This is a genomic window from Micromonospora sp. NPDC048999, assembly GCF_040649295.1.
In the GTDB taxonomy this organism is placed as follows: Bacteria; Actinomycetota; Actinomycetes; order Mycobacteriales; family Micromonosporaceae; genus Micromonospora.
Window position 1 is genome coordinate 115200 of the sequence record NZ_JBEZFI010000015.1, and the last position, 22327, is coordinate 137526.

Genomic DNA, 22327 nt, shown 5'->3' on the forward strand with positions numbered 1-22327 from the left:
TAGTCACCACGAGCCCACCGAACAACGGAGATACTCGACCATGAACCTGAACGACCGGCTGCGTACCGTGTTTGTGGACGCGCTGGAGCTGCCCGCAGGCACGGACGTGGAGAACCTCAAGTACCGCGACATCGAGCAGTGGGACTCCCTGGGGCACATGACCCTGGTCGCCGCGATCGAGGACGAGTTCGACGTCCAGTTGGAGACCGACCAGGTCATCGACATGAGCAGCTTCAAGGTCGCCCTGGACATGCTGCGGGGCCTCGGCGTCGATGAGTGAGCTGACCGGCCGCGTCGCGGTGGTCACCGGCGGGACCCGGGGCATCGGCCTGGCGACCGCCCGGGCGCTGGCCGAGGGCGGTGCGACCGTCGTCATCACCGGCCGGGACGCGACCAACGCCGAGACGGTGGCCAAGGAGTTCGGTGGTCACGGCCTCGGCCTCGACGTGGCGGACTTCGACGCCGTCGGGGCGGCGGTGAAGCGGGTCGTGGCCGAGCACGGCGGGCTGGACATCCTGGTCGCCAACGCCGGGATCATGGAAAACGGTCTGCTCGGCATGCTCCGTGGTGACGACGTCCGACGGACCCTGGACGTCAACGTCTCCGGTGCCGTGGCCGCGGTCCAAGCCGCCGGGCGGGCGATGGCCCGCCGCAGGAAGGGCGCCGACGGCGCCGAGCGGCGGGGCGGCTCCATCGTGCTGCTGGCCTCCGTCGTCGGCACCTACGGCGCGGCCGGCCAGTCCGTCTACGCCGCGTCCAAGGCCGCGGTCGCCGCGCTGGCCCGCTCCGCCGCCCGGGAACTGGGCGGCCGGGGCATCCGGGTGAACGCGGTGGCCCCCGGCGTCATCCGTACCGACCTCACCGCCTCGCTCCCCGCTGAGGTCCTCGACAAGCAGGCGGGCGCCGCCGCCCTGGGCCGACTCGGCGAGGCCGACGAGGTCGCCGACGTGATCCGGTTCCTCGCCGGGGACGGCGCTCGGTACGTCACCGGGCAGGTGCTCGGCGTCGACGGAGGGCTCGTGGCATGAACCTGGTCGCACCGTCGGCGCGACTCATCGACGCCGCCACCGGAGAGGTCCTCGCCGGCGCGGGCCTGGCCGCCGTGGTCGACCGCGTCGCCGAGTCCTACGGGTCGCTGCCGCCGGGCGTCGTCTTCGCCCGCGCCGGCACCTCCGTGCCGGCCGTGCTGCGCTACGTCGGTGCCCTGCAGGCCGGCCGCGCGGTCGCCCTGCTCGACCCGGCGCTCGACCCGGCCGTACTGGCGGACTTCGTCCGCCGGTTCGAGCCGGCCGCGGTGGTCGGCCTGACCGAGGGCGGCGCGGGCGCCGACCCGGGGGCACGGCCCAAGGCGTACCAGCAGGTCGACGACGACGTCCTCGGTCCGCTGTGGAGCCGGGAGGCGCCCTCGGCCGACCAGCCGCACCCCGACCTGGCGGTGCTGCTGGCCACCTCCGGATCGACCGGTGACCCGAAGTTCGTCCGGCTCTCCCGCGCCGCCGTGCTGTCGAACGCCCGGGCCGTCGCCGAGGCGCTCGCGATCGGCCTGGACGAAATCGCCCCGACCAGCCTGCCGTTCTACTACAGCTTCGGTATGTCGGTGCTCAACAGCCACCTCGCGGCCGGCGCCACCGTGCTGGTGGTGGACGGCGGGGTGCTGGCGCGCGAGTTCTGGCAGGCCGTGGCGACGTACGGGGCCACCTCGCTGGCCGGCGTTCCGTACAACTACGAGATGCTGCACCGGATCCGGTGGAGCCCGGCGAAGTACCCCTCGCTGCGCACTCTCACCCAGGCCGGCGGCAAGCTGCGGGACGAGGTGATCCTCGCCTATCACGAGAAGATCAGCGCTGTCGGCGGCCGGTTCCACGTCATGTGGGGCTGCACGGAGGCCGGCCCGCGGATGAGCACCTTGCCGGCCGACGCGCTGCCGGCTCGGGTGGGCTCGGTCGGGCCGGCGTTGTCCGGCGGGTCATTCGCCGTGTTGAATGCCGACGGCGCGGAGACCGTCGAGCCCGGTGTGGTCGGCGAGGTCGTCTACCGCGGCCCGAACGTGATGATGGGGTACGCCGAGAACTCCGCCGACCTGAGCCGCGGCGACGAGCAGGGCGGCGTGCTGCGTACCGGTGATCTCGGCCACCTGGACGAGGACGGTTTCGTCTGGCTGCGCGGCCGGCTCAAGCGGTTCGGCAAGATCTTCGGGATCCGGGTCAACCTGCACGACATCGAGGAAATGGCCCGTGACCAGGGGCCCGTCGTGGCGGTGTCCGGCCCGGACAAGGTCGTGCTCTTCGTGGAGGGCGTCGAGGCGGACGAGTGCCGTGCCCTCGCCGGCCGGCTGGCCGAGCGGCTCAAGCTGCACCGGTCCGGATTCGACGTTCGTACCATCGAGCGGTTGCCGCAACTGCCCAACGGCAAGATCGACTACCGCTCCCTGGAGGCGCAGGTATGACGCTCTTCACCCTCGACCAGCCGGCCCGTGAGGCGCGGCTGCTGCCCGAGCTGGTGGAGTTGACCGAGCACCACCGCGCGAACAGCCCGGAGTACGCCCGGCTGCTCGCGTCGCTGGGCCACCACCCGGGCCGGCGTTACGAGCGACTCGCCGACCTGCCCTGGCTGCCGGTGCGGTTGTTCAAGCACCACGTGCTCAAGAGCATTCCCGACGACGAGGTGTTCAAGGTGCTCACCTCGTCCGGCACCACCGGCGACGTCAGTCGGATCTACCTGGACAAGGACGCGGCGTCCAGCCAGCAGAAGATGCTGTCGGCGACCCTGCGCACCGTCATCGGAGCGCAGCGGCTGCCGATGCTGCTGGTCGACACCCGGGCCCTGTTCAAGAACCGCAGGTCGTTCTCCGCCCGGGGCGCGGGGGTGCTGGGGCTGATGAACTTCGGCCGGGACCACACCTTCGTCCTCGACGAGGACGACCAGCCGGACCTCGACGCGGTGCGGTCGTTCCTCGACCGGCACGGCGACCAGCCCTTCCTGATCTTCGGCTTCACCTTCATGACCTGGCTCTACCTCTACGAGTTGGCCCGGGACAACAAGCTCGACCTGAGCAACGGCATCCTCATCCACAGCGGCGGGTGGAAGAAGCTGGTCGACCGGGCGGTCGACAACGCCGAGTTCCGCCGCCGGTTCACCGAGGACACCGGCCTGACCCGAATCCACAACTTCTACGGAATGGTCGAGCAGATCGGGTTGACCTTCCTGGAGGGCCCGGACGGTGGCGGTCTCTACTGCCCGGACTTCTCCGACGTCATCATCCGCGACCCGTACACCTGGGAGGAGGCCCCGGTGGGCACGCCCGGGGTGGTGCAGGTCATCAGCACCCTGCCCCGCTCGTACCCGGGGCACCTGCTGCTCACCGAGGACCGTGGCGTGGTGCACGGCGTCGACGACGGCGTCTGGCCCGGCAAACGGTTCTCCATTCTCGGCCGCCTGCCCCGCGCGGAGGCGCGCGGGTGCAGCGACACGTTCACGGAGGCGGCGGCGTGAGCAAGGTGATCGAACGTTTCCCGGCCGGCGGCGCGGTCGCGGTCGACGACCTGGTCGCCGCGCTGCGGGAGGTCCCGACGGGCGGCCCACTGCGGGTGGGCGACGAGCGGGTCGTGGAGTTCCTGGTGTCCTTCGCCCGCCGGCTGCTGCGTCCGGCGATCGCGCGGCGGCACCCGGAGCTCGCCTCGCTCGGCTTCTTCCTGCGCCGTGGCGAGATCGCCAAGGCCCTGGAGCGGGTCGCCGACGCGCCCGGGCAGCTCCGCTTCCCCCGGGGCCTGGTCTTTCACGTACCCCCGGCGAACGTCGACACGATTTTTGTGTACTCGTGGGCGCTCTCCGCGCTGGCCGGTAACGCCAACGTGGTCCGGATCTCCTCGCGGTCGGCCGGGGCGGCCGACGCGGTGCTGGACGCGCTCAACGACACGCTCGCCGAGGCCGATGAGGCCATCCGGCAGACCCAGCGGATGGTGACGTACGGTCGTGACGACGCGGTGACCGCCGCCCTGTCGGCCGCCGCCGACCTGCGGGTCATCTGGGGCGGGGACCGCTCGGTGTCCGACCTCCGTCGACACCCGCTCGCCCCGCACGCCCGCGACCTGACCTTTCCCGACCGTTCCTCGTTCACCGTCATCAGCGCGGCCGCTTGGCTGGCCGCCGACGAGCGGGACCGGGACACGGCCGCCCTCGGCCTCTACAACGACTCGTACTGGTTCGACCAGGCGGCCTGTTCGTCGCCGCGGACCGTGTACTGGGTCGGCGATGCCGCGAGCACGGAGTCGGCCCGGGCCGACCTGCTGGTCCGCCTGCGTACCGTGCTGGACGGCAGGCGACCCGAGGTCGACGCCGCGATGGCGGTGGAGAAGCGGGTCGCCACCTACGGCCTCGCGATCGAGGGCGCGGCCAACGCGATCCACTTCGACGGCAACGATCTGGCCACAGTGGACTTGACGGCGCCCGGGAACATCCCCCGCCGTTGGCTCGGCGTCGGGACCTTCCCGCAGGCGCGGGTCGCTAGCCTGGCCGAACTGGCCCCCGTCGTGGTCCGGCGGGACCAGACGGTCACCTACTTCGGCTTCGACGGCGAGGAGCTGCTCGCCTTCGCCCGGGCGGTCGCCGGGCGCGGCATCGACCGGATCGTGCCGGTCGGCGACGCCCTGAACTTCGCCGCCGTCTGGGACGGGTTCGACCTGATGCACGAGTTCACCCGGATCACCACGGTCACCCGCCGCTGATTTCCGCTGGCACGGAACAGGCCCGGTCGCTTTGCGTGACCGGGCCTGTTCATGTCGTGAGAAGGCGTGCCGACCGTCAGGCGGCGGCGCCGGACGTCGCCGACCCGCCACCCCGGCGCAGGTCCCGCGCGGCGGACAGCGCCGCCAGCCCGGCGCCGAGCACGTCGGCGATGGTGAAGATGAGGCGCGAGGCCAAGGCGATGCCGAGCGCCGCACCCACCCCGCCGGCACCCGCCAGGAACGGTGCCAGCGTGGCGACCAGGACGGCCTCCCGGACGCCGAGCCCGGACGGAGACAGGAAGGCGAACATGCCGACCGTCATGGCGATCGCGAACGATCCCACGCAGCGCAGCAGACCCTCGACGCCGGGCGTCGCCTGCGCGTTCGCCAACAGCCACAGGTGCACGCCGAACAGACCGTAGCCGAGGGCGCTCCAGCCCACCACGCGCAGCACGCCGAGCCAGGTGAACCGGTGCTCCAACCGCGGCCGGCGCAGCACCTTCAGCGCCAGCTGGATGAGCGCGGTGAGCACTCGCGGCACCGCGCAGACCAGGGCGATCGGGAAGAGGATCGCCACGATCCAGAGAGCGACCCGGACCGACTCCGCGTACGTGTCGTCGGCACCGGCCGCCGCCTCCCGCAGCGACGGCAGGCTGAGCAGGCCGAGACCGAGCGCCGCCGTCACGCCGAGTCCGAGGGTCACCAGGGTTGCCAGGAAGGCCCGCGCGCGCGGCAGGCCGGCCCGCCTGCTCAGCTCGACCTGGAGCACGTACGCCCAGACACTGCCGGGGATGTACTTGCCGAGCTGTCCCACCAGACAGATACGCAGCGCCGCGGGCACCGAGACACGATGCTCCAGGTCGTCCACCGCCGCCCGCCAGGCCATCGTGTTGGCCACCATGCCGGCGAGCGCGGCGAGCACCGACAGCACCACGGATTGCCAGGCAAGTCCCTGCCAGGTCGAGCGGACCTGCGGCCACTGGCTGATCAGGCTCCAGGCCATGCCGACGGCGATGACGGCGATGACCAACACCCGGACGCCCAGCGACAGCAACCGTCGGGCGCCGCCGCCGGGCGGGGACACGTCGGGCGCTACCTGTGGGACGGCGGTGTCGCTGTCCCTGCGCGCGACGGTGTTTACCACGGTTACCTGCCTCTGCGTCGGATTTCACCCGAACCTGCCGGATGGGATGGACACGGCGAGGCCCTACACTAGTCCAGGCTTTGCGCCGGCATGCGCCCCGGCGCGCCGCCCCCGGGACCCGCAGCGGGCACGCCCATCGCCTGTGTTTCCGCCGCTGTTACCGTCTGCTCGCTGCCACCGACACCCCTCAGGGAGGCTCATGTGATCCCCATTTCCGTCGTCAAACTCGACGAGGCGGCTGAGCAGTTGGCGGTCGACGTGATCCGCTCGGGCGTCATCGCCCAGGGGCCGATGGTCGCGCGTCTGGAGCGCGAGTTCGGCGACACGGTCGGCGTCGAGCACGCGGTGGCGGTCAACAACGGCACCACCGCGCTGGTGGCGGCGCTCGAGGTGCTCGACCTGCAGCCCGGTGACGAGGTCATCACCAGCCCGTTCACCTTTGTGGCCACCCTCAACGCCATTCTGGAGGCCGGCGCCACCGCGCGCTTCGCCGACATCCGGGAAGCGGACTTCTGCCTGGATCCCGCCGCCCTCGCGGCGGCCATCGGGCCGCGCACGAAGGTCGTCATGCCGGTGCACCTGTACGGTCAGCCGGCCGACATGAACGCGATCGTCCCGCTGGTGCGCGAGCACGGTCTCGGGCTGGTCGAGGACACCGCCCAGTCGCTCGGCGCGACGATCGACGGCCGAGGGGCTGGCAGTTTCGGCCTCGGCACCTTCTCGCTGTACGCCACCAAGAACCTCACCACCGGTGAGGGCGGCATGATCACCACCAATGACGCCGGCCTCGCGGACCGGCTGCGCGTCCTGCGTAACCAGGGCATGCGGCAGCGCTACCAGTACGAGGTCGCCGGCCACAACTACCGCCTCACCGACCTGCAGGCCGCGCTCGGCATCCCGCAGCTCGCGACGTACGGCGAGAACGTCAAGCGGCGCAAGGACAACGCGGCCCGACTCGCCGCCGGCCTCGCCGACGTGCCGGGCCTACGGCTGCCGACCGAGCTGCCCGGCCGGTCGCACGTGTGGCACCAGTACACGATCCTGGTCACCGAGGACGCCCCGGTCAGCCGGGACGAGGTGGTCGCCCGCCTCGCCGAGCAGGAGGTCGGCTGCGGCATCTACTACCCGAGGACCGTCTACGACTACGACTGCTACCGGGACCACCCCCGGGTGGTCGCCGACCCCGCACCGGTCACCGAGCGGGTGGTCCGGCAGTGCCTGTCGATCCCGGTGCACCACCACCTCACCGAGAGTGACGTGGACCGCGTGGTCGAGGCCGTCCGCAAGGCGATCGACGCGTGAGCGCCCCGGTTCGCTTCGCGCTCGTCGGCACCGGTGCGATGGGCGCGCTGCACGCCCGCGTCATCGCCCAGTCGCCCCGCGCGGAGCTGACGCTGGTGGTCGAGCCTCGGGAGAGAGTCGGCCGGGAGATCGCCGACCGGTACGGCGCGGTCTGGGCCGCCGACCTGGCCGACCTCTCCGGCGTTGACGCCGTCGTGATCGCAGCGCCGACGGAGTACCACCACGGGCTGGCCGAGCAGGTGCTCGCCGCCGACAAGCCGCTGCTGATCGAGAAGCCGGTCTGCAGCAGTCTGGTCGAGACAGAGGGGATCGTCGCCGGCGCCGAGAAGCGCGGGCTCCCGCTCCTCTGCGGTCTGCTCGAGCGCTTCAACCCGGCGGTGCTGACCGCGCTGGCGCTGGTGCACCAGCCGGTACACCTCACCGTCACCCGGCACTCACCCTACGCGCCCCGGATCCGCACCGGGGTGGCCTGGGATCTGCTGGTGCACGACGTGGATCTCACCATCCAGGCCTTCGGCGGCCAGGAGCCGGTGTCGGCCCGCGGCTCGCTCGGCTATTTCCACCCCGACTCCGTGCCGGGCGCCGAGGACGTGGCCGAGGCCGTGCTCACCTTCGGCAACGGCGCGCTGGCGAACGTCTCCGCCAGCCGAATCGGCCAGCGCAAGGTACGGACGCTGGTGATCAGCGAGGTGGACCGGCTGATCGAGGCCGATCTGATCCGCAAGGACGTGACGATCTACCGGCACGTCTCCCTGGACGCCGCGACACCGGACGGCCGAGGTTACCGGCAGCAGAGCATCATGGAGGTGCCCGAGCTGGTCTCCAACCGCGAGCCGTTGGCCGCCCAGCTCGACCACTTCCTCGACATCCTCGCCGGCAAGGTCGACGCCGACGTGGAGCGCCAGCGGATCCTGCCCGCCCACCGTGCGGTCGCCGGCATCATCGAGGACGCCGCCCGCTGAGTCGGACCCGCGAACGCGAATGGGGCCGCTGTCACCAGCGGCCCCATTCCCATTTCGGCCGGTGCGCCCCGGCCTGACGATCAGCCGCCCGCGGTGCTGCAGGCTCGGCCCTTCTCGGTGACCTGGTAGATCTTGATCTTGCCGAACTTCTGGATCAGGCGCACCCGGTCACTGGCATCGAGCAGGGACTGTGTGTAGTTTCGCGGCCAGTCACCTGGCATGATGCGGCCGCCGCCGACCACCACGTACTCGACGCCGAACCGGTCGACGTCGCAACCGGACGGCACCGCGTCCTCGTTGCCGACCAGCCAGTCCCACGCCTTCCACCGTCGCTCGTAGTTCGGCAGGTCGAAGTCGGGCAGCGGGGGCACACCGAACAGGACCGGGGTGCCGTAGTCGGCGTACGACCAGCCCATGAACTGCCGGTTGCGGTCGTAGGCGACAACCTTCCCGGACGGGGTGTTGGCGGCCAGCCACCGGTACGCGTTGGTGTACTGCTTGCCGATTGGAGCGCGCTCCTCGAAGTCCGCGCGGATCGGGTGCCAGGTCGCCGGGATGACGGCCAGCACCGCGAACGCCACCACGAGCAGGGACGCGCCGACCGCGGCGGGGACGGTCGAGTCGCGCCAGCCATGAGCCTTGGCCACCAGCCGGGTCACGACCCACTGCAGGGCGAGGAGAATCGCCACGGCACCGGCCACCGCGACGATGCCGTACACCGGCAGGATCACCGAGCGCAGCCGTTCCCGGACGCCGTACCAGAGGCTGGCGAGCAGCATCGCGCCCGCGGAGTTCGAACTGCTGGTCCAGACCCCGATCGCGGTGAAGAGCACGCCGGTCAGAAACCACGGCCGGGCCCAGCGCAACTGCCGGAACACCAGGCACAGCGGCGACGCGAGCAGACAGGTGATCGCCAGCGCGAGCCCGATGTCGAAGGTCAGGCCGTCGACCTGCATCGACGAGCCGGGCTGCGGGAAGCCCAGCAACAGATACCGGTGCTGGTCGGTGACCCAGTACTCGAACGCCTCGCCCACCTTGCCCAGCAGGGCCGGGTCGTTCGAGGCGCGCTCGCCGTTGGCGCTGGTCAGCGGGCCGAGGAAGAACAGCAGGGCGCCGGTGCCGCCAAGCACCGCGGCGGTCGCGCCGGCGACCAGGCCACGCAGCGTCAGCCGGTGCCGGATCAGCACCACCAGGGGGACGGTGAGCGCGCCGACGAGCAGCACGTCGTAGGTGTGGGACATGACCAGGCCCGCGCCGGCGAGGCCGGCGAGCAGACCGAGACGTACGGGATGCCGGCCGCGCAGCGCCAGTGCGGACAGCAGGGCGATTCCGACGGCCATGCAGGGGCCGGTCTGCTGGGTGATGCGACCGGTGGACACCGAGTGCCAGAGCGGGCCGAGGAAGCTCGGCGCGAGCGCGGCGGCGGCTGCGACGATCGGGCGTCCGCCGAGCAGGCGTACGCAGGCGTACACCCCGGCGACGAGCGCGAGCGGTCCGACGACGATCGACCAGGCGGTCATCGCGGTGCTGATTTTCCCGCCGGACAGTTCTGCGGCCTGCGCCCAGGACACGTTGGCGGCGAGGGGATAGAAGGCGCAGGTCAGCGCACTTTCCGTGGACCCGGTGCTGCACACGGAGGCGATGGTGGCGCTGCCGGTGTCCAGGATCCGGCGAGTGAAGAAGCCATGATTCATGGCATCCCAGCCGGGAGGCGCGATGAACCGGCCCAGCAGCAGCCAGCCGTAGGCAACCGTGGCCAGCGCCGGTACGGCGAGGGCGACCACGTCCTGCCACGCCGGCAGCACTGGACGAAGCCGGAAGCGGGATGCGCTCCGGGTGACGGGCGCGGGGTCCGGCGCCTGCCCCGTGGCCGCTGCACCAGCGCCGGGCTGGTCACCGTCGAGCGGCAAGCCGCGGGAGAGCAGGCGGGACACGAGGACCGCGGCGACGGCCAGCACGACCTCGGCCACCAGCACCGCGGTGGCGCCGTGCGGCAGGCCCAGCTTCGGCAGCCAGCCGAGGGCGACGCTGGTGAGGCCCAGGGTCAGCGCCGGGGCGGCGGTCCAGACGGCCCAGCGGTAGCGACCGGGCGGTACGACGAAGCCGAGCAAGGCTCCCGGCAGCAGGGCAACCGCCACCGCGATGAGAGTCGTCAAGTCTCTTCCCTTCCGGCCGGCGGAAGCATCCAGCCGGCGTTCGGCGGCAACAATAGCGGACCCCTTTCGCGTCGCACGGTTCCACGTGAACCCGCGCGTCGTGGCCGGCTGCGGGCTGCGGATCCGGCCCGATCCATGGGTTTGACTCCCGGACATGACCGGTACACGCCCTTGTGGGTGGACCGTCACCGATACCCCGGAGTTGAGGCGTCGTCGCCTCGCGTTAAGGTCGCAACGGCCTTTTCGCCGTCCGGGTGACAAACTGGGACCGGAGGGCTACAGCCAGCAAGTAGTACGCCGGCGAGCGGTAGGACCCGCCTGGGACGGTGCGGCGATGCACTGGCACCTCCCGCGGTCACCACCGCCTCCCGGGACGCCGTCGATCTTGTAGGGAGCGGAGTTCTTGTTCGGCACGTTGGTTCAGCGGTTCGGGGTAGCGGCACGCGGCGCACTCCTGGTGCTCAGTTACCTGGTGGCTCTCGTCGCGGGCGGATTCGGCGTCGTCTGGTTGTTCGCGCTCGCCGGCACCGCGGCGGTACTCGGCGAGTTCGCGGTGATCCGGTGGTCGGAACCCTCGCTGAACCTGCTGGAGAAGGTCGGCCTCGGCCGGGCGTACCGGCAGCTCACCCGCGACCTCGCGGTGGTGCTGCTGGTCCTCGCCGCGGTCCGCCCGGACGCGCCGCGGGCGCTGGTCCTGACCGTGCTGGTGGCTGCGGTCTGGGTGATCGCCATCTTCGCCGGCGCGCTGAACACCATGATCGACCGGCGGAACCCGGTCTCCGCGCTGGTCCGCAACATCGACCTCGGCCCGGCACGCTCCGCGCCCCAGCCCCCGTGGTGGGCCGCCGGCGTCGCCGGTGAGCGGTTGCCGTTCTTGAACATCCTGCTGATCCCCGGCGCGGTCGCCGCCGCGGTGGTTGACGACATCGCCCCCGCCCTGCTCGCCGGGGCGGTCGCCGTCCTGGCGAGCGCGGTCGTCGGCCTGGTGGTCGCGCTGACCTGGCTCCGTGGCCGGGGCAGCGGCCAGAGCGGCTCGCTGTCGGCGGTGCAGCGCTGGCTGGACACCGACCGGCCGGAGGTCGCACTCTACTTCGCCGGCCCGGCGAAGGACGTCTACCAGGCCAACATGTGGCTGGCCCCCGTTGAGGCGTTGGGGCGCCGTGCGGTCGTGCTGCTGCGCAGGCGGGAGGCGTTCCAGGAGTTGGCCGACACCCGGCTGCCGGTGATCTGCGTACCGGCCTCGGTTGACTTCATGAACCTGGAGCTGGGCAGCATCCGAGCCGCGCTCTACGCCGCCAACGTCGGCACGAACATCCACATGCTGCGCGAGCCCGGCATGAAGCACGTCTTCGTCGGGCACGGCGACAGCGACAAGCAGGCCAGCGTCAACCCCTACAGCAAGGTGTACGACGAGGTGTGGGTGGCCGGCCTGGCCGGCCGGGAGCGCTACGCCCGGGCCGGCGTCGGTGTCCGCGACGACGACATCGTCGAGATCGGGCGGCCGCAGCTCGCCGGCGTGCACACCTTCGGCGCGGAGTCCACCGACCGGCCGTTCACCGTGCTCTACGCCCCCACCTGGGAGGGCTGGCTCGACGACGACCCGTACCACACCTCGCTGGTCCTGATGGGCGAGCGGATCGTCAAGAACCTGCTGGCGAGCCGCCCGAAGGTACGGCTGATCTACAAGCCGCACCCGCTGACCGGCGCCCGCTCCAAGCAGGCCAAGGCCGTGCACGAGCGCGTGGTGAGGCTGATCCGGGCCGCCGGTGGCGACCCCGCCGCGTCCTCGTTGGACGGTCCGGGGCACCGCGTGGTCACCGGGCGCACCCCCGCGCTGTTCGACTGCTTCAACCAGAGCGACCTGCTGATCAGCGACGTGTCCAGTGTGGTCTCCGACTTCGTGCAGAGCCAGCGCCCGTACGTGGTGGCCAACCCGAGCGGCCTGCCGGAGGACGAGTTCCGGCGCACCTTCCCGACCTCGCGAGCGGCGTACCTGCTCTCCGCCGACTGCGGCGAGCTGGAGAAGATCCTCGCGCTGACCCGGGCCGGCGACGACCCGATGACCGAGGCACGGCGGGAGCTGAAGACGTACCTGCTCGGGCCGAACGAGCCGAACTCGATGGAGCGGTTCCGGACGGAGATCGGCCGGCTCTGCGACTGACCGGTCAAGCGCCGCACGGGCGGTGGGACGTCTCGTCCCACCGCCCGTTTCCGGTTTCCGGCCGGTTCCCGCGCGCCCGCCCGCCGTCAGCCGGCATGCTCGGGGTGGAGGCCCGCGGAAGGATGGCGATGCAGAGCTACGACGACGACTGGACCGACGGCCAGCGGGCCGTCTACGACGAGTGTTACCAGGCCGCCGCCGAGTGGGCGGGCGATCCGGACACCCCCAGCGAGGACGTCCAGACCGTGATCAACCTAGGGCAGGCGGACGACGACACCTTCGGCGACTCGGAGACGGACTTTGCGCCGCTGGTCGACGCCGTCACCCAGGCCACCGGGGAGAACGTGACGAACGTGCCGGCCAGCCACGCGGACCCGGGCTTCCGGGGCTTCGTCGACGGCGTCCGCGACGCGACCGCCGACCAGGTCTTCGGGCTCTGAACGACCCCGGGCATTTCCGTCCCGCCCGCACTTCTGCCACCATTCCAGGGCAGTGCGTCGAGCGGATGGGAGGCACGGGTGCGGATCCTCCTGGTCGAGGACGATCGCCGGGTGGCCGGCGCCCTGTCGTCCGCGCTGACCCGGCGCGGCTACGAGGTGGAGCACGCCGCCACCGTCGAGGCCGCGCTCTCCGCCGCCCCCTGCGATCTGGTGCTGCTCGATCTGACCCTGCCCGACGGCGACGGCACCGACCTGTGCCGTGAGCTGCGCCGGCGCAGCAGCCAGCTCGGCATCATCGCGGTGACCGCCCGGGGTGAGGAACGCGACCGGGTGCTCGGCCTGCGGCTCGGCGCCGACGACTACGTGGTCAAGCCGTTCTCCATGGTGGAGCTCCAGGCGCGGATCGAGGCGGTGCTGCGCCGGACGGCGCACGCCGCGCCGGCGCGTAACCTGATCGAGGCGGGCCGCGTCCGCATCGACGTGCGCGGCCGGACGGTCAGCGTGGCCGGCCGGCCGGTGGCGCTGACCCGCAAGGAGTTCGACATTCTGCTCTCTCTGGCCCGGCAGCCCGGCGTGGCGGTGTCCCGGGATCGGATCCTGCTGGACGTCTGGGGCACCACCTGGGCCGACCGGCACACGGTGGAAGTGCACGTCGGTTCGCTGCGCGGCAAGCTCGGCGATTCGACGCTGGTGGAGACCGTACGCGGGGTCGGCTACCGGCTCCGCGGCGAGTGAGGAGGCCGGGGGTGCGTCGCCGGCTGGTGATCAGTTATCTGCTGCTGATGGTGCTGGTGCTGTTGGCCCTGGAGACACCCCTGGCGGCCACCCTGGCCACCCGGGAGACCGACCGGGTCCGCGCCGACCGGCTCGCCGACGCCACCCGGTTCGCGTCGCTCGCCAACCCGGCGCTGCGCGGGCGCGGTCCCGGCCCGCTCGACGTGGAGCTGGACGCCTACGAAGGCCTGTACGGCATCGGGGCCGCCGTGGTCGACCGGGACGGGCGTACGGTGGTCACCTCGCCGAACTGGGAGCGGGGCCCGGCCGCCGCCTCGGCGGTGGACATCGCGCTGGCCGGGCAGCAGTTCAGCGGGCCGGAGTCGGTGTGGCCGTGGATGAACGGGCCGGTGGTGGTGGCCGTCCCGATCAACGACGGCGGCGAGGTGCTCGGGGCGGTGGTCACCACCACCCCGGCCGGCAAGGTGCGACGTACCGTCGCCGCCTGGTGGCTGCTGCTCGCGGCGATCGGCCTGCTCGCGGTGCTGGCCTGCGTCTCCACCGCGTTCGGGCTGGCCGGCTGGGTGCTGCGCCCGGTCACCGAACTGGACGCGGTGACCCACGAGATCGCCGAGGGCGACCGCACCGCCCGGGTACGCCCCCGGCTCGGCCCGCCGGAGCTGCGCCGGCTCGCCGCCAGTTTCAACAACATGGCCGACGCGGTCTCCGACGTGATGGACCGGCAGCGGGCGTTCGTGGCGCATGCCAGCCACCAGCTGCGCAACCCGCTGACCGCGTTGCGGCTGCGGGTGGAGGAACTGGGCCCGAGCCTGACCGACGCCGACGGCCGCGCCGAACACCGGCTCGCGCTGGAGGAGACCGACCGGCTGGCCACGCTGCTCGAGGCGCTGCTCACCCTGGCCCGCGCCGAACGGACGGAGAACCAGCGGGTGATCATCGACGCCGCCGAGGTGGCCGCCGCCCGGGTGGCCGCCTGGCAGCCGTTGGCCCGGCACCGGTCGGTCACCCTGCGGCTTGAACCCGCCGACGCTCCCGCGTACGCCCGGACCGTGCCGACCGCCGTCGACCAGACGCTCGACGCGTTGATCGACAACGCGGTCAAGTTCAGCGGCGACGGGGAAGTGGTGACGGTGACCGTACGAGTGGCCGACGGCGGGACCGTGCTGCAGGTGCGGGACACCGGCCCGGGCATGACGGCCAGCCAGCTCAACCAGGCCACCGAGCGGTTCTGGCGGGCGCCGGACGTGCAGAACGTCGACGGCGCCGGCCTGGGCCTGACCATCGTCGCGGTGCTGGTCGACGCCTCCGACGGTCGGCTGACGATGCGCCAGAGCACCCCCCGGGGCCTGGTCGCCGAGGTCTGGTTCCCGGCGCCGGAGCCGCTGGACGTCGAACCGGCGACCACCGAGGCGGCGACCACCGAGCCGGGCCTCGCCGAAGCCGGCCGGGCCTGAATCGGGCTCAGGCGCACGGCGGCGAGCGCAGGTCAGGGTTTCGCCGAGCGGTACCAGTCGGCCGCGCCGGGATGCAAGGGCAGCGGGGTGGTGGCGATCGCCGACCGGGGACTCATCCGGCCGGCCGCCGGATGTGCGGCGGCCAACTCCTCCCGGCGCTCCATCAGCAGCCGGGTCACCTCGCGGACCAGCGGCTCCGGCAGGTCCGCGCGGACGATCAGGTAGTTGGGGTTCGCCACCGTGCTGGCCGGGTCCGCCCCGTACACCGAGCGGGGGATGTCCCGGGTCACGTAGACCTGCCCGTACCCGCGACGCAGCGGCTCGGTCCACTCGCCCAGGTCGATCAGCCGGATGGCGGTGCTGCTGGCCAGCTGGGCCACGCCCCGGACCGGCAGCCCCCCGGAGAAGAAGAAGGCGTCGATCCGGCCGGCGCGCAGCGCCGCCACCGAGTCATCCAGACCGAGATGCGCCTGGTGTACCTGGTCGCCGCCCAGCTGGGCCACCTCCAGCAGCCGGGTCGCGGTCACCTCCGTGCCGGAGCCGTCGGCACCCACCGACACCCACCGCCCCCGCAGGTCGGCCAGCGTCCGCACCGGGCCGCCGGCGGTGGTGACCAGGTGCAGCAGGTCGTCGTAGACGCGGGCCACGGCGAGCACGGGGGGACGCTCCGAATTACGCGGCGGCAGCACGTCGGCCTGGGTGAAACCCAGCTCCGCCTCGCCGGAGCCGACCAGCCGGACGTTCTGCGCGGAGGCGGCGGTGACCACCACGTCGGCCTGCACCCCGGGCAGCTCCCGGTTGAGGATGGTGGCCAGCGACTGGCCGAAGGCGTGGTAGACGGCGGTCGGACTGCCCGTGGCGATCCGGATGCGTACCGGCTCGGTCGGCTCGTCTCGGCACCCGGCGAGCCCGGCGAGAGCCGGCACCAACAGCATCACCACAGTCAGCGGCGCGGCGACCCGGCGCCGGCCACGCACAGTCCAGTGTCGGCTCACGGACAGCACTGTGCGACGCGCACCACCCGTCGCGCAAATCCCGCTGGTCAGAGCCGCCCGCAGAGACGGGCAAACGGGTCAGCAGGCCATCGCCGGCGAGACGGCGGCGCTGTCCACGATCCGCATCCGGTGCGGGCCGTTGGCCACGCTCACCAGGAAACAGCCGGCGCCGGGCCGGAGCGTCGCCGCGACCTCCAGCAGCGCCGCGCCGCGCACCAGCACCGCGGCCAGGTCCCGGTCGGCCAGCCGGACGCCGAGGCAGTGCCGGCGGACGTGCCGCCCACCGGCCAGCAGCGCCGCCCGCCAGGCGGCCGAGGCCAGCCGGGACCGCCATATCTGCCGAGCCCGGGAGGCGCCGGGGACGGAGCCGCCGAGCAGCTCCCGGCGGCCCTGCCGCCAGGCGCTGTCCAGCAGCATCGCGTACGCCGACCGGTGCTCCCGGGGCACCCACAGCCGGTGCAGCTCGTAGCGGCGGCGCAGGCCGCCGGTGGCCAGCTCGTGCTCCACCGGCAGGTCGAGCCGGCCGAGCAGCTGCCGCATCCGGTGCGCCGCGTGCTCGCGGTTGAACTCGGCGATTCCGCCCCGGTACGTCTCGATGCCCATCCGGCGGGCGCCGGTGGCCGGGGGCGGAGTGCACCGCACCAGGCTGGCGACCTCGAACGCGTCAGCCAGGGTCGACCAGTCCAGCGGTGCCGGCGACGACGGGCGGGGCCGGTCGAGCAGTGTGGTGGACTCGGGGGCCATCGGAGGGACTCCTTAGTCGACGTCGGGACCCCCCTACCGTGAACCCGCCGCCCGCACGGCGAAACCGATGCGCCCGAGCCTTGAGGAAAAATTGCGCCTACAGCTCGGTCACCACGATGTCGAGCTGGCGTGGCCGCCCGGTTACCGCCGGTTCCTCCTCGACCGTGTACTTCAGGTCCCGCAGCGCCCCGACCAGCGCGTCGGCGCCGCGCGGCCGGACGCCGGCGGTCAACAGGTCGCGGACCAGCCGGCCCTTGGTGGCCTTGTTGAAATGGCTCACCACCGAGCGGGTCGGCACCCCGTCCACGTCACGCTCGTGCAACACCCGGACCGTCACCGTGCGCTCCGCGACCGCGCCGCGCGGAGCCCAGGTGGCCGCGTACGCGCCCGAGCGCAGGTCCAGCACAGGCCCGGTGCCGGCCGCTGCCGCCATCGCCGGGGCCAGCGCCCGCCGCCAGTACGCCGACAGCGCGCCGATGCCCGGCAGCCTCGCCCCGATCGGGCAGCGGTAGGGCGGGATCCGGTCGGTGAGGCGTACCGCGCCCCACAGGCCGGAGCTGACCAGCACGCAGCGGCGGGCCAGCCGCTGCGCCGCCGGCGGCAGCGAGGCCAGGTCGAGCGCCTCGTAGAGCACCCCGGTGTAGATCTGCCCGGCCGGCGCGGTGGCCGCCGCACGCAGCCGGGCGTTGCGGCGCAGCTCGCCGCGCTGCCCCTCGCTCAGGCCCAGCACGGTCCGGGCCGCGGCCTCGTCCGGCCCGGCGCAGAGCCCGACCAGGGCGGTCAGCACCTCCTCGCGGGCCGGGGCCAGCTCCGGCAGGGAGAGCCGGGACAGGTCCAGCCGGCGGCCGGTGCCGGCCTCGGCCTTTCCCTCGGACGGGGGCAGCAGGATGAGCATCGCCCCAGGGTATTGCCCGGGCTCACCGCCACGGCCGCAGGGCGATCGGCGGGTGGTACACGCGATGGTCGCCGACCTCGGCGAGCACGGCCGCGTCGGCTTGGGCACCGAGCAGCAGGCGCAAGGTGCGTTCCGCCGGGGACCCGATCGCCAGCACGTACCCGGGCCGTTCCGCCCGCCCCACCTGCCTCCAGTACGGAAGGTAGCGGTTCTGCCCCGGCGTCAGGTTGCCGTCGAGCACCCCGCAGGCCACCGCCTCGCCGGTGTTGAAGACCAGCCGGTTGCAGGTCCAGTAGTCCGCGTACACCTCGTGCAGGCCGGCCCGGCGGACCGTGTCGGCCAGTTCCCGGGCCCGGCGCTCCTCGGCCCGGATCGACGGCGCGTCGGCGACGAACGCCACGGTGGCGGCCACCATCGCGGCGGTCAGCGCGGCCAGCACGAGGCCCGCCGCCGCACCCCCGATCCGGGCCGCCACGCCGGTCCCGGCCCGTGCGGCGTGCGCGGCGGCCAGCCAGAGCGGCCAGAGCACCACCGGCAGCGAGATCTGCAGCACCGACAGATAGCGGGCATTGCCCATCGGGTCGGTCGCCGAGAGCGCGCTGTGCACGTACCCGAGGAGGGTCAGCGCCGCCCCGACGACCAGGGCGAGGCACGCGACCGCCCGGACCCGCGCGGCGGCGTCGGGGGCCCGCCGGTACGCGACCAGCCCGAGCCCAGCGGCGGCCACCAGCAGCACCAGGTAGAGCGGCCCGAACCAGGCCGCCCACCGGGCGCACCCGCTAGACGGGCACAACCCGCCGGCCAGCGGCACCCCCTCCAGCAGCCCGCCGCGCACCCGCTCCGGCCAGGACGGCGTCGCGCCCGGCATCGTGCTGATCTTCTGAAACACCGACCAGGAGTCCTGCCCGGGCGGGGCACCGAGGTTGTCCTTGATCATCGGGGCGACCCCGGCCAGGAACCCGGCCACCAGCGTCAGCCCCGGCCAGCCGGCCAGGTCCCGGGGCACCGCCCAGAGCAGCAGCAGCCCGGCCACCACCAGATAGGGCACGATCAGCCAGTCCGACCACAGGGCCAGCCCGGCGAGCAGCCCGAACACGCCGGTGGCCAGCCAGCGGTGCCGCACCCGGCGCTCGCCGAGGGCCACCGCGACCAGCAGCATCGCCACCACCGCCGGCTTCACCTCCGGCCGCCCGCCCACCGCCGTGAGCTGGTCGCGGACCACCCGCTCCGAGCCGAGCGCCAGCAGCCCGACCACGAAGACGGCCAGCCAGGGGGAGAAGAGCCGGCGGGTCAGCCGGTAGATCAGCCAGAGGAAGACCGCGTACAGCGCCAGCAGCGGCAGCCGCAGCACCGGCCAACTCGGCCCGGCCCACCCGACCAGCGGGGCGGCCAGGTACGACTCCAGCATGCCCATGTAACGCTGGCCGTAGAGGAAGACCGGCCGCTCGTGGCGGTGGGCGATGTGCAGGGCGGCCAGGCCGAACGTGGCCTCGTCGCTGTTCGAGCCAGGCACCGTGAACAGCGTCAGGACCAGCCGGTAACCGACCCCGGCCAGCCCGAGCAGCAGCGCGACCAGCGCCGGGCGGTCCAGCGTCGGACGCCACCGCCCCGGTCTGCGCACTGGTGTCGCCACGACTACGCCCCCGTCGTCGCCTGCGACCGCAGTCTGTCACGGGGCCGGCCCGCCTCGCGGTGGATCGGCGAGGTCGACTCGCGTGGCCCGGTGCGGTCGGGTGTGGCAGGGTGACATCGTGCCAGCCACACCCGCCGGAGAGCTCGCCGTGCCGCGGCTGCACCGGGCCGCCCGGATCGAGGACGCGGTGCACGGCCTGCTGGAACGCCGGCTGCGCCGCACCGGCTGGAAAATCAACATCATCGCGTACGCCGGCTACGGCGCCCCGGGCTGGGCGCGGGTGCTCTGCCGGGTGCTGCTCGGCCGTCCCGAGGTCCGGCAGCGGGCCCGGCCGGAGAAGGTCCGCGGCTGGCGCAGCTTCGCCACCCTGCCCGCCAAGTACGCCACCGTGACCGTCGAGGCCGGCGGCGTACGCCAGCAGACGACCGCGGACCGCAGCGGCTTCGTCGACACCGTCATCGAGGCCGACTTCACCCCCGGCTGGGGCCGCATACGCCTCAGCGTGCCCGACGCCGAGCCGGTCGAGGCCCTGGTCCGCATCCTCGACCCGAACGTCCGGTTCGGCATCCTCTCTGACATCGACGACACGGTCATGGTCACCGCGCTGCCCCGGCCGCTGCTCGCCGCCTGGAACACCTTCGTCCTCGACGAGCACGCCCGGGCCGCAGTGCCCGGCATGGCGGTGCTGTACGAACGGCTGGTCACCGCCCACCCCGGCGCCCCGGTCTTCTACCTGTCCACCGGGGCGTGGAACGTCGCGCCGACGCTCACCCGGTTCCTGTCCCGGCACCTCTACCCGGCCGGGCCGCTACTGCTCACCGACTGGGGGCCGACGGCCGACCGGTGGTTCCGCAGCGGCAAGGAGCACAAGCGGGCCACCCTGGCCCGGCTGGCCCAGGAGTTCCCCGACGTGCGCTGGCTGCTGATCGGCGACGACGGGCAACACGACCAGGAGATCTACCGCGAGTTCGCCGCCGCGCACCCAGAGAACGTGGCCGGGGTGGCGATCCGCCGGCTCTCGCCCACCCAGTCGGTGCTCGCCGGCAGCCTGCCCGCCCCGGCCGGCCGACCGTCCGCCGGGCCGGTAGGGCAGAAGTGGCTCTCCGCGCCGGACGGCGCCGGCCTCTGGAAGCTACTCCGCGACGCCGGCCTGGTCTGACCACCTCTCGTTCCCGGTTCAGCGGGCGAGCGGATGCGCGACTTCTTCCGGCCGTGCTGCATGAGCACCGGTCCTTGGCCGACGCCGCCGGCCAGGTGTTCGGCGAGTTCTGGTCCGCGCTCAGAGACAACTGCGTCGGCTATCTCCGAGCCGCCGCAGGCTGCACGCGTCGGCTGTAGGGAAGGGGCCGGCCGCGGCAAGCCGCGACCGGCCCCTTTTTGGTTCGGGGTCAGAAGATCCGGTTGTACGTGGTCCAGCCGGAACCGATTTGGCGGCCCGAGCCGTACGGCTTGCCGTTGCTGTTGGTATTGATGTTGTTGCCGTAGTACCAGAGTGTGCCGTCAGACTTGGTTGCCACCAGGTCGACGTACCCGTCCCCGCTGACGTCCGCCGGCAGGATCCGGTTGAAGGCACCCCAACCCGAGCCGATCACGACATTGCTGCTGAACGGATGGCTCGGGCTGTTGGCGTAGTTGTTCGGGTAGTAGTACAGCGACCCGTCGGACTTGGTGGCGATCATGTCGACGTAGCCGTCGCCGTTGATGTCGCCCACCATGATCCGGTTGAAGACGGTCCAGCTGGTGCCGATCTCGATGCCGGTGCCGTAGAACGGGGCGTCGGAGTTGGTGGCCCACCGGTTGGCGTGGTAAATCAGCTTTCCGTCCGCTCGCATGCTGACGATGTCCGCGTAGCCGTCGCCGTTGATGTCGCCGACCATGGTCCTCGGCAGTTGGTCCCAGCCTGCGCCGATTTTCCGGCCGCTGCCGTACGGCTTGTTGAGGCTTGACGCACCGGCGTGGAGGTAGAGCCAGAGCGTGCCGTCAGGCTTGGTGGCGACGATGTCAGGGTAGCCGTCGCCGTTGATGTCGCCCGTCATGATCCGGTCGAAGCCGGTCCAACCGCTGCCGATCAGGTTGCCCCAACCGTAGGGCTGCGAAATCACGCCGCTGTTCCGGTAGAGCCAGAGGGAGCCGTCGGTCTTGGTGGCCACGATGTCCGCAGGACGGGCCGTCGACGCCGATGCGATGCTCCACGCCTCGTTCCAGGACTCGACAAAGGCGAGCTCACCGGTGAACCAGCCGCCGTACGAGCTTGAGCCCGTCTTGTGACTGCCGATGCGCAGTCCGCCGGTCGCGCTCCATACGCTGCTGTGGCTGGCCCGGCCGGCGTTCCTCCCGTTGACGTAGATGGTCATCGTGTTCGACGACTTCTGGAAGCTCGCCGTGACCTGGGTCCACACCCCCAGCCGCACACTGTTCGAGCCCGCTGTGGCCGTGTCGTAGGTCGGTGCCGCCACGTCGCTACCGGGCATCGCGAACCGCCAGGACTTGTCGCTGGCATCGGTGTAGATCTTGAACCCAGCGGTGTTGGTGCCATTCTGCGACAGGATTGTGCCGCCCAGAGCGGTGGGCTTGATCCAGGCCGAGACAGTGAAGTCATTTTTGGTGTCGATCGCCGACGAGGCCGTGGTGAGGGTGCCGTTGGTGCCGTTGAAAACGGCGTCCGGGTCGAACATGTCGCCGGTGTTCCAGGTGACGCCGCTGTTGCCGGTGGCGTGCAGGGTGCCGGCGGTGTCGCGGGCGGTGGTCACGGGGCCGGATTCGGCGTCGTTGAGCTGCCAGACGTGGTTGGCGGTGATCAGCTTCTGGGTGGGCTGAGCCGTGATGCTGCCGGTGCTGTTGGCCAGGTTGGTGACGTGGTGTGCGGTGACGATGCCGCCGTTGCCGATGGTCCAGAGGTCGGGGGTGCCGTCGTTGTTGATGTCGGCGGCGCGGAGGGTGAGGTTGGCGCCGGTGTTCCAGGTTCCCCCGATTTTGTAGGGG

At 72.2% G+C, this 22327-nt stretch carries 19 protein-coding genes; 12 read left to right on the forward strand and 7 right to left on the reverse strand.

Annotated features, from left to right (window positions below; genetic code table 11):
* Positions 1–40 precede the first annotated feature (40 nt).
* From AB0C02_RS18200 to AB0C02_RS18220, 5 genes are read left to right on the forward strand one after another with little or no spacing between them, the layout of a single operon-like run.
* A complete protein-coding gene (locus AB0C02_RS18200; RefSeq protein WP_357549333.1) occupies positions 41–280 on the forward strand; it encodes an acyl carrier protein in 240 nt (79 codons plus the stop codon).
* Positions 273–1028 carry an SDR family oxidoreductase gene (locus tag AB0C02_RS18205; protein ID WP_357549334.1) on the forward strand — a complete coding sequence of 252 codons (756 nt, stop codon included), beginning with the start codon at positions 273–275 and terminating at the stop codon, positions 1026–1028. The genes AB0C02_RS18200 and AB0C02_RS18205 overlap by 8 nt, the downstream gene beginning before the upstream one ends.
* The gene (locus AB0C02_RS18210) at positions 1025–2446 is read left to right on the forward strand and encodes an AMP-binding protein (RefSeq protein WP_357549335.1); all 1422 of its coding nucleotides are present in this window, start codon (positions 1025–1027) and stop codon (positions 2444–2446) included. Before AB0C02_RS18205 ends, AB0C02_RS18210 begins: the two co-directional genes overlap by 4 nt.
* Positions 2443–3492: an acyl-protein synthetase gene (locus AB0C02_RS18215; protein ID WP_357549336.1), complete on the forward strand. Its 1050-nt coding sequence runs from the start codon at positions 2443–2445 to the stop codon at positions 3490–3492. Before AB0C02_RS18210 ends, AB0C02_RS18215 begins: the two co-directional genes overlap by 4 nt.
* Positions 3489–4724: an acyl-CoA reductase gene (locus AB0C02_RS18220; protein ID WP_357549337.1), complete on the forward strand. Its 1236-nt coding sequence runs from the start codon at positions 3489–3491 to the stop codon at positions 4722–4724. Before AB0C02_RS18215 ends, AB0C02_RS18220 begins: the two co-directional genes overlap by 4 nt.
* A 76-nt stretch (positions 4725–4800) precedes the next feature.
* On the opposite strand, the gene AB0C02_RS18225 is transcribed toward AB0C02_RS18220, so the two are convergent.
* Positions 4801–5868 carry a lysylphosphatidylglycerol synthase domain-containing protein gene (locus AB0C02_RS18225; RefSeq protein WP_357549339.1) on the reverse strand — a complete coding sequence of 356 codons (1068 nt, stop codon included), beginning with the start codon at positions 5866–5868 and terminating at the stop codon, positions 4801–4803.
* A 201-nt stretch (positions 5869–6069) separates the two neighbouring features.
* Between AB0C02_RS18225 and AB0C02_RS18230 the strand changes: the two genes are divergently transcribed.
* On the forward strand, positions 6070–7170 hold the full coding sequence (locus AB0C02_RS18230) for a DegT/DnrJ/EryC1/StrS family aminotransferase (RefSeq protein ID WP_357549340.1): 1101 nt from the start codon (positions 6070–6072) through the stop codon (positions 7168–7170).
* Positions 7167–8132 carry a Gfo/Idh/MocA family oxidoreductase gene (locus tag AB0C02_RS18235; RefSeq protein ID WP_357549341.1) on the forward strand — a complete coding sequence of 322 codons (966 nt, stop codon included), beginning with the start codon at positions 7167–7169 and terminating at the stop codon, positions 8130–8132. Before AB0C02_RS18230 ends, AB0C02_RS18235 begins: the two co-directional genes overlap by 4 nt.
* Positions 8133–8212: 80 nt before the next feature.
* Here the strand turns inward: AB0C02_RS18235 and AB0C02_RS18240 are convergent, their stop codons facing one another.
* Positions 8213–10288: a DUF6541 family protein gene (locus AB0C02_RS18240; RefSeq protein WP_357549342.1), complete on the reverse strand. Its 2076-nt coding sequence runs from the start codon at positions 10286–10288 to the stop codon at positions 8213–8215.
* Between the two features lie 403 nt (positions 10289–10691).
* On the opposite strand from AB0C02_RS18240, the gene AB0C02_RS18245 reads away from it, so the two are divergent.
* The 4 genes from AB0C02_RS18245 (at position 10692) to AB0C02_RS18260 (ending at position 15078) form a co-directional block, all read left to right on the forward strand.
* The gene (locus AB0C02_RS18245; protein ID WP_357549343.1) at positions 10692–12449 is read left to right on the forward strand and encodes a CDP-glycerol glycerophosphotransferase family protein; all 1758 of its coding nucleotides are present in this window, start codon (positions 10692–10694) and stop codon (positions 12447–12449) included.
* 128 nt (positions 12450–12577) lie between these two features.
* The gene (locus AB0C02_RS18250; protein ID WP_357549345.1) at positions 12578–12889 is read left to right on the forward strand and encodes a hypothetical protein; all 312 of its coding nucleotides are present in this window, start codon (positions 12578–12580) and stop codon (positions 12887–12889) included.
* Positions 12890–12967: 78 nt separating this feature from the next.
* Entirely contained in the window at positions 12968–13624 is a 657-nt protein-coding gene (locus tag AB0C02_RS18255; RefSeq protein ID WP_357549348.1) for a response regulator transcription factor, read from the forward strand.
* A gap of 11 nt (positions 13625–13635) precedes the next feature.
* Entirely contained in the window at positions 13636–15078 is a 1443-nt protein-coding gene (locus tag AB0C02_RS18260) for a HAMP domain-containing sensor histidine kinase (protein ID WP_357549349.1), read from the forward strand.
* A gap of 32 nt (positions 15079–15110) precedes the next feature.
* Here AB0C02_RS18260 and AB0C02_RS18265 read toward each other — a convergent pair whose 3' ends face one another.
* The 4 genes from AB0C02_RS18265 to AB0C02_RS18280 form a co-directional block, all read right to left on the reverse strand.
* Entirely contained in the window at positions 15111–16013 is a 903-nt protein-coding gene (locus tag AB0C02_RS18265; RefSeq protein ID WP_357549366.1) for a TAXI family TRAP transporter solute-binding subunit, read from the reverse strand.
* A 138-nt stretch (positions 16014–16151) separates the two neighbouring features.
* The gene (locus tag AB0C02_RS18270) at positions 16152–16817 is read right to left on the reverse strand and encodes a hypothetical protein (RefSeq protein ID WP_357549350.1); all 666 of its coding nucleotides are present in this window, start codon (positions 16815–16817) and stop codon (positions 16152–16154) included.
* A 97-nt stretch (positions 16818–16914) separates the two neighbouring features.
* Positions 16915–17712, reverse strand: coding sequence for a peroxide stress protein YaaA (gene yaaA, locus AB0C02_RS18275; protein WP_357549352.1), 798 nt, complete (start codon positions 17710–17712; stop codon positions 16915–16917).
* A 22-nt stretch (positions 17713–17734) separates the two neighbouring features.
* A complete protein-coding gene (locus AB0C02_RS18280) occupies positions 17735–19345 on the reverse strand; it encodes a hypothetical protein (protein ID WP_357549353.1) in 1611 nt (536 codons plus the stop codon).
* A 118-nt stretch (positions 19346–19463) separates the two neighbouring features.
* Between AB0C02_RS18280 and AB0C02_RS18285 the strand changes: the two genes are divergently transcribed.
* Positions 19464–20504, forward strand: a complete 1041-nt coding sequence (locus tag AB0C02_RS18285; RefSeq protein WP_357549354.1) for a phosphatase domain-containing protein — start codon at positions 19464–19466, stop codon at positions 20502–20504.
* A gap of 229 nt (positions 20505–20733) precedes the next feature.
* Here the strand turns inward: AB0C02_RS18285 and AB0C02_RS18290 are convergent.
* Positions 20734–22327, reverse strand: a 1594-nt coding sequence (locus AB0C02_RS18290) for an FG-GAP-like repeat-containing protein (RefSeq protein WP_357549356.1), incomplete at its 5' end; no start/stop codon positions are given.